The organism is Candidatus Symbiopectobacterium sp. (assembly GCF_020054415.1).
Taxonomy (GTDB): domain Bacteria; phylum Pseudomonadota; class Gammaproteobacteria; order Enterobacterales; family Enterobacteriaceae; genus Symbiopectobacterium.
Genome location: NZ_JAHWCO010000455.1, coordinates 1 through 7,909, shown reverse-complemented (window position 1 = coordinate 7,909; position 7,909 = coordinate 1). Strand labels below are relative to the sequence as shown.

4 protein-coding genes and 5 pseudogenes are annotated in these 7,909 nt (G+C 51.6%); all 9 read right to left on the bottom strand.

Annotated elements, in window-relative coordinates:
* Positions 1-130: 130 nt before the first annotated feature.
* Positions 131-724 carry a PFL_4669 family integrating conjugative element protein gene (locus QZ506_RS13265; RefSeq protein WP_291971626.1) on the bottom strand — a complete coding sequence of 198 codons (594 nt, stop codon included), beginning with the start codon at positions 722-724 and terminating at the stop codon, positions 131-133.
* Between the two features lie 299 nt (positions 725-1,023).
* A pseudogene (locus QZ506_RS13260) lies at positions 1,024-2,252 on the bottom strand (STY4528 family pathogenicity island replication protein).
* 78 nt (positions 2,253-2,330) lie between these two features.
* On the bottom strand, positions 2,331-2,561 hold the full coding sequence (locus QZ506_RS13255; protein ID WP_291971624.1) for a hypothetical protein: 231 nt from the start codon (positions 2,559-2,561) through the stop codon (positions 2,331-2,333).
* A gap of 59 nt (positions 2,562-2,620) precedes the next feature.
* A pseudogene (locus QZ506_RS13250) lies at positions 2,621-3,155 on the bottom strand (DUF2857 domain-containing protein).
* A gap of 84 nt (positions 3,156-3,239) precedes the next feature.
* Complete coding sequence (locus QZ506_RS13245; protein WP_291971622.1) at positions 3,240-3,983, bottom strand: DUF2786 domain-containing protein; 744 nt, start codon at positions 3,981-3,983, stop codon at positions 3,240-3,242.
* A complete protein-coding gene (locus QZ506_RS13240) occupies positions 3,976-4,230 on the bottom strand; it encodes a TraR/DksA C4-type zinc finger protein (RefSeq protein WP_291971620.1) in 255 nt (84 codons plus the stop codon). Before QZ506_RS13240 ends, QZ506_RS13245 begins: the two co-directional genes overlap by 8 nt.
* 1 nt (position 4,231) lies before the next feature.
* Positions 4,232-5,944: pseudogene (locus tag QZ506_RS13235) on the bottom strand (ParB family protein).
* A pseudogene (gene dnaB-PI / locus QZ506_RS13230) lies at positions 5,941-7,304 on the bottom strand (SPI-7-type island replicative DNA helicase). The pseudogenes QZ506_RS13235 and dnaB-PI overlap by 4 nt, the downstream one beginning before the upstream one ends.
* A gap of 135 nt (positions 7,305-7,439) precedes the next feature.
* Positions 7,440-7,772 (bottom strand): annotated as a pseudogene (locus QZ506_RS13225) (ParA family protein); the annotation flags it as partial.
* Between the last annotated feature and the right edge of the window lie 137 nt (positions 7,773-7,909).

The following is a 7,909-nucleotide window of genomic DNA, read 5'->3' as shown; positions in this document are numbered from 1 at the left end:
TTTGTGTTTGATAATGGGATTGTTAGTATGAAGCATGAGAGTTACCTCGCGTTTTGTTTAAGGATTAGGCACCCATATCAAAACCGGTAACTCTCAACCTTTCAAGGTCCAGTGTCAGATCTAGTCGCGACTAATACACATTATTCTCCGCAGCATCTAATCGGGTAGCTTCCACTCTACGATATGAGAGCACTGTTCCATAAATCTGACGCAGTAATCTTCCCCCTTCACTGAGATATGAATCGCGCGCGTTACGGGTGATCAAACCATAATGAGATGCTTGGAGTACCTTTTTTGCAAACTGGTCAAATCCAACAAGAAGAAATACACATCGGTAACCCAGAGGAGTACGTGTAAAGACCTGAATGTCGAGAGGTTCAACTGATGCCACTTCTGTAAGAGTTACTCCTTTGGGTAATAAGGCGACCTCCTGGTCAAGCTTTTGTATCAATTCAGACATTGTTTCAGCGGCTGCTTTCAGCTTTTCTTCAAGCCTGTACATGGCTTCATCTGCCCACGGATTGTTTGTGAGCGAGTCCTGGTTTATAAGCGTTGCACGATGAAAAAACTGCGGCATTCCAATAATGCCATGCTTAACCGGAGCATCTCCCTCCTGTTTACCCGGTTTGCGGCCCTGCCATAAACCTATTGCATAGTTTGTGTGGAGCGCAATTGTCATCTCTGACTGAAGCGAACCAGTCTTTGTTAATTTTTGATCTGCCATCGTTGTCGTCACCTGTATCAGTTAAGATGAGCAGGCATAGTCCTGAAACCTGTGCACTTACAACAAGGTAAAACTCTTAATCATAAGCATGAAATTATTGAGCTGTTCATTTTTTAACCTTTCTGCACCCCGCAGCAAGCTCATTATTTGAGCAATTCAATACTCCTTTTCCTTTGGCAAGGCCATTACATCAACAACACTCCTGTACAATTTTCAGTCTTGCTGCGCCCCGCAGCAAGCTAGCTTTTTGAACATATAGAATGCACATACATCTTGGCTCCGACTTAAGACCATAAAATTCAGTTGCTGACTTTTCTTCGAATCGAAGCAATCATTGCCTTAACTTCCTCCTGTGAAGGACGACTGACGGGCATTGCCGGTAAATTGGCTAGAGGGACTTTATGCGCCTCCATCAGACGCGCAGGCTCAACATCGGTATCGCGCTTAGTCGTCTCGTCGTTCAATTTGAGCTCACCGTTTCGCGCCCGACATAGCATGGAAAACAGCCAGCAGGGTTGCCCAGTTTGCCCCGTTGCAGTTGTTCTTGCAGCATGCCAGCAAGGGCCTTTGCGATAACCTCCGGCAGTGAGGCCATCTGAGAAGTCAGCATGTTACGATCTTCACTGTTCAGCCCGTTCAGAAAATCATCAGGCAGATGGTGGTTTCCGCAGGGTACGTACGTTTTTTTATTCACACTCTGTGTGAAAGAACGTACGTTACAGTCCGGATTTCGGACTCCGGTGTAAGTCGTTGATTTATCACTTAGGCCTGATTCCTGACCCGGTGTTTTATCTGTCTGAAGTGTACTGAGTCTGTTTTCCGGACTCTGTGAATTCTGGCTGTTTTTTATGCTTTTCTTACTGAGTCCGTTTTTCGGACTCTGCTGTTCAGTATGCCGCTGACGGAACATCTGTACAGGCGTATCCGGTGCACCAAGCCGGCTCTCAATTAGCGCAAGGCGGTTGTGGCGATGCCGCATCCCCGTATCCTGGAGGATGTCATTGACCACGGCCAGCGCCGTCATCCGTACGGCTTTGTTCCTGCTGAGACAGCTGTCTTCGACCAACGTCAGCCAGCCCGGGTCGAAGGTTTCAGCATCACGGTAACCCAGAGGCTCATCATGCTGTGCATAAATGTTCCCCCTTACCCGGCCGCGGTCATCACGTACGCGCTTACATAGGATGAGCCAGCCGGTGAGGCGCAGCATCAGCAGAACGCGACTGACCGTGTCCCTGGATGCCTTATCTGAATGTGCTGATGCGAGCTGGGCCTGGAGCTCATCATAAGTAGGAAAAATGGCTCCCTCATTCTGCTGAGCATAAAGCCGGATCATCACCTAGGCGGTTTTATCGAGCGGTGAAAGGCGAGTGTCCAGAAACAGCCTGCGCGGAAAAGCATCGTGCACGTTGCCCATAAACAGCAGGCCGCTGCGCTCCTGGCTGACATCACCGGTATCTGACCGCCGCTCAAGATTTTTCTGCATTCTGGACAGCGTGTGCGCCACAATACTGTCGGCCTGAATGGTCATTTAATCATCTCCTCTTCTGCCTGAGACAGCACAGTGCCGGGATAAACCCGGCACTGTGTGGTCATCAGCGGTCGTCCTTTACCGGCGAATTTCACGGTTGTAGGTCTCATGATCCATCAGCCACCACTGCCGTCCGCCATCTTTGCTCAGGATGCGCCAGAACGGACCCACATCTATCTTGAGATAACCGTTCATAGTCAGCCGGCGAAACACCTTTTGTCCGCAGCATGCAGCCCGGAATAACGTCTGTGCCCGGCGTCTGACTGCCGGCGACACATGCTGACGGGGAGAGAAATCACCCAGCTGCATCACGCCTCCTTACGCACGTTAGATTCTGCACGGCGTGATGCTGCACCTGCCTCGCGACATCACTGACTGACCCGGCTCCACACGGCAGTCAATGACAGACCGTGCTGTTCAGAAGCCAGCATCATTGCCTCCAGTGCCTGATGAGATTCGGGGGAGGACAGTCCGGCCGCTTTCCACTCGCTCCATAGCGCCGCATCCTGAGGTTCCGTAAGGGACTGCGTGCGCCCCTGCCGCGACTCAATTCCCATCAGCCGACGTCGGGTGCTGACCTCCGCAGGCGATAAGCCAAAGTACTTATCAATCAGCTCAATAGAACCGCCAAGCTCCAGCGCACGATCAATCATCAGCATGCGTTTAAGTTCATTGCGTACCTGATTCAGCATCAGCCAGAAATTTTCATGATTCAGGCTGATATCCAGAACAGAAACGTGCGACTGACTGAGATAGTGCAACTCATCAAGGCTCAACTGACTGAGTGCCCTTATCTCCTCAACTGACATCCCCAGCGACTCACATCGGCGAATATTACCGCTCTTAACGTCCATAAGAAGAGAGAATGGCCGTGGTGGACTGAGAAAGATTATGCTGGCTCACAGGCCACCTCCTGAAATTGTCTGGTCAGCGACGAGCAGAACATCAAAAAACCAGCCCGGCAGGCAGGCACTCCATAAAAGAAAGTCAGTCATGTGCATTCTCCTCCGATGTGATCTGTCGCGGAGCCTGTGCGCCGCCTAGTCCCTGATGTAATTCTGTTTCAAGGCCGGTCATAAAGCCCTTTTCCCGGGCCAGTCTGTCACCGCGGCACCTTCCTGCGTTCCGCACGTTGAGTTCTGCCAAAGTTTCACAGGAATGACGCTGGCCCAGCCAGCGTTTGAGCACGACATTTTCACCTTCTGTCGGGGCGAACGAATGGAGCACCTGCCAGACGCCGGCGACCCAGCCCTCCCGGAACTGGTCGGCGCGGCGCCTCAGCGTGCCGATAAGGATACGACGCTTGCGATACCCTGACATATGCGCGTCCGTAGCGACCTTCAGTTGCCTTTGAAGAACAGTGAAGATGTAGTTCGCCACCTCAGGACGTTCTTTAAAACCGTAAAAGTGCAGTGCCCTGCGCACGCTGTTCACACCCTGGAGGCTTGTATGGACATACCAGCCAAACCAGCAACGACTTCCCGTGGCCATGCATACAACGGTTGCCAGCGAGCTCAACCAGGCCGGGACTTTGTCGGCATTACTGTTAAGACCATGACACACGGACTCGCTGACCTCACCGAGTGAAAGCAAGTCTGCTGTCAAGCCATGGCGCTGCATCAGTCGCTGAGCCAATCTGACCGCTCGAGCGGCTTCGTGAGGGTTACTGTTGCGGGTACCCAGCGCCATCAGGCGCCGGATGCGTTCGATGACTTTTGCCTGCTCAGACATATCCGTTCCCCCTGCCGCCAGCCGAACGATGACGCATCTGCTTTTCCTTCACGTCCTGACATCCGGCACAGAGCTCCACACCGTGAACGGCACGTTGCCGTTCACGGGGAATATCCGCACCGCAGCATTCGCAGATTTCTTTTGAGGGCCGCAGACACTGGACCTGTGCACGTATGGCATCGATACCGCGCTGAGTAAAAAGGGCGGTGCTGGCCTGCGCCATTTCATCATTGAGATCATCAGACATTTTATCCTCCTTGAGCAACCAGGCGTTGCAGTTCACGCAGACGACGGATAACCCGGATAAGGCGCATTGTTTTTACTACCGTAATATCATCAAAAACGGCCGTATCCGAAGGAACCGGCGAGCCGAAGAAATTAAGGAAAAACATAAACATATTGAACTGAGTATTGGGTAGTGAACCGGAGATGCCAGCCAGAAACAGCTTGAATTCGCCGGCGCTGTCGGAAACGGCAAAGCCGGCAGACAAAGGGTTTTTATCTTCACGCACACAGTCCGTGCAGCCCATGGCTTCGGCAATCTCAAACACAAGGCGATATGCCATATCCTGCAGGTGTTCCGTATCATCCTGCAGCGCGGAGATGTGCCAGATATCGCTGACCGGTTCCAGCCCTGTTGCCGCGAAAGCAACAGAACTGAGTACCTCAGCAGAGGATTCCTCTTCCGGATCTGTGAACGCCGAGACAAGCGAGCCGGCGCCGAACTCAGGCGAGGATAAGGACACATTCTCCTTCGTGATATTTTCGTTATCACCGCTGATGACAGGACGCCCGCCAAACAAGTCGTTCTGTACCTCGCGACGAGCCTCACTGCCGGCAGTTACTGACGCTGCGTCAGGCAGTGAAGTGCTAAAAGTCAGGTCCGGTGCTGGCTCAGGGCGGCCGGATGACGTTAGCGTACCGCTCCGGAGACCTGTTGGCTGTTTGGATGAAGAAGTATCCGCCGGCAGAATGGTCACATCCGGATCAGCGCGTTCTCGGCCAGTAGACCGTTCTGGCGGAGGTGTGAGCGAGGGTAACGGTGGTGGCTCACCAAACTGCTCACGGCGTTTTTGTTCGCGCGGGTCCAGTTCAATCAGCCAACGATCGTAATTAAGGCTCGGATGTGGCAATGCCTTAACCAGTTGGCCGATAAATTCATCCCTGAACACATCCAGTGCATAGCAGTCTGGTTCATCAAAGCCCTTGCATGTCGATCCAAAGACTTCGTCCAGAGCTGTTTCGTGCTGAACATCACCGCTGAAAATTTTCCAGACCTTCATTGCAGATGAACGAAGACTGAGCAGAGGCATAGTCTGTGCCCGGCTCATACCCGATTCCAGCAGCCTTGGCATATGAGGATAAAGATAGTTAAGCGTGTCCTCCATCCGGCTTACACTCTAGTTATCAATCGGATAGCCCTCCTTGCCTAGAAGGTCAGAAAGCTCCCTCAACGTTACACCGCGGCCCAGTTGCTCCTCATAAATGACGCGCGCTTTATGCACACCAAACGCTTTCTCTATATAAGTCAGGTCTCCCCTGACTTCATTCTCAGCCAGATGCCCCACCAGGCACTTGAGCCTGCCCGGCCATGGTTTGAAAATTGTGTGAACACGGTAAAACCGTTCATCCCCGGTCTCCTGCCAGAGCTCACAGATGATCTGATATCGCGTGTTTCCCCCATCACTGAAGATATAAACATCTTCACCATCAGGATCACGCGTGACCTTAGGTATGGAATCCAGACCGCGTGCACGCACCGAAGCTTTGATCTCTTCATAGCGTGGATTCCGGCCTTTACGCGGGTTATCGGGGTTGGGGCGCAGCTGGTCAAGGGTCAGTACCATTGCCATCTCACTGACCGGCAGTTGAGCTGTATCAGTACCAAGATTATCCTTAGCAGGCGATCTACCCCGCTGTAACATCGCAGAGCCCAGGTTCAGTTTGCTGACATTGCTCATACTGACCTCCCCGCCTGGTTGTGCATGGCATTAAAGCGGGTATACCGGCCTTCATACTGCAGGCGTATTGTGCCTGTTGGGCCCTGACGCTGTTTGCTGATAATGATTTCAGCAACACCTTTATCTTCAGTTTTCTCGTGATAAACCTCGTCACGGTAGATAAAAACAATAAGGTCAGCGTCCTGTTCAAGTGAGCCAGAATCACGCAGATCACCGTTGTTTGGCCGCTTATCCGCGCGATTTTCCAGCTTCCGGTTAAGTTGCGAAAGTGCAACGACCGGGCAACCCATCTCTTTGGCCAGCGCTTTCAGGGAACGGGATATTTCTGCGATTTCCTGCGTACGATTCTCCTGATCAGGACAGCGCATCAGCTGCAGATAATCAAGCCCGATAATAGACGGGTGACCATAGCGGCGGGCATTACGGCGTGCGCGTATACGCAGCATCGCCGGTGTGAGTGAGCCTGTATCATCGATGATTAAGCTGTCTTTGAGACCGCCCATAAGTAAACTGGCCGCTGATGAGGCACGAGCCCAGTCCTCATCATCCATCAACCCGCTTTTCAAATGGGTAAGATCAACATTGCCCAGTGATGCTACCATGCGCATCAGAATCTGTTAAGTGGGCTGCTCAAGGCTGTAAAACTGCCCTTTTGAACCCACTTTTTTTTGCAGTGAATTGAGTAAAAGGCTTATCAGAAACGCCTTTTTACCCATTGAGGGGCGTGCCGCGATGAGCACCAGGTCACCTGGCTGCAGACCACTGGTCATCGCGTCAAACTCATCAAACCCGGTAGGAGTGCCTGTAATGCCATCGGGCACATTGCATCGACGTTCCAGCTCCGTCAGCAGCTTTTCCATGCCATCAATCAGCGTCACGGCCTGTTCAGGCTCAGCTCGTTCCGCCAGGCGAGTTATTTTCTGCTCGGCGGTTTCCATCAGCTTTTCAATATTCGTGCCGGGCATTTGAACTGATTCGGTGATCTCAGCACCAATGGCCGCCAGCTGCCGGCCACGGCTGTTTCTGGCAACAATCTCACTGTAAGCAACGATATTTGCTGCACTCGGCGTATTTTTTGCCAGCTCAGCTAGGTAAGCGAATCCCCCAGTTGCTCAAGAGCGTCTTTTCCGCGACGTTCAATGCTTTCACTAAGCGTAATCAGGTCAAGTGGTTTACCGGCTGATACCAGCCGGGACATTTCCTGAAAGATAGCTTTGTGTACCTTAAGAAAGAAATCATCAGCACTCAGATGGAGTGCGACGTCATCCCAGCGATCGTTATCCAGCATCAAGCCACCAATAACAGACTGCTCGGCATCAGGTGAATAAATACCAGGAATATTTCTACGGTTGTCAGACATACGCACCTCCCTTAAGGGAGAGCATTACCGTGCGGCGCTTCATAACACTTGCCTTACACGATAAATCTCGTCTTTTCAGAGAACTGATTTTTTCGACTTTCATGGTGTCGACCGCTGAAAAAACAGGGGAAATCATCATTTCGCATCCCCTTCTTCTGCAAGCACGTCGAAGCTATGTTTCCATTCCGGGAACAATTCGCATGCGAGTTTGTGCATTGAATAAAATGCTGAATCGCTCTTACGGGACGTTTTTTCCTCCAAACGGTGAACAGGCTGACCGGCCGCATGCCCCTGCTTATAAACGTCAAGATCATATATGCGCGTCTTAAGCATATTAATGACGATCTGGTCTGAATGCAGACTGTAGTCGCCGCTCCGTATGATGCTTTCAGCCTGCTCAACCGTGTTTTTTGCAAGCAGCGTATAGTCCATGCAGTTAACCAGCATGCGTATGCTTGGAAGACTGATGGCTTTGTTGAATAAATAGAACTTTTGGGTAATCATCGGAGCAGATCACCACAGTTGTTTCAAAATCAGGTCTCCATGGCAAAACAAAATTTTAAAATCACCAACTGGCCCTCTTATAACAAGGCCCTCAAGCAGCG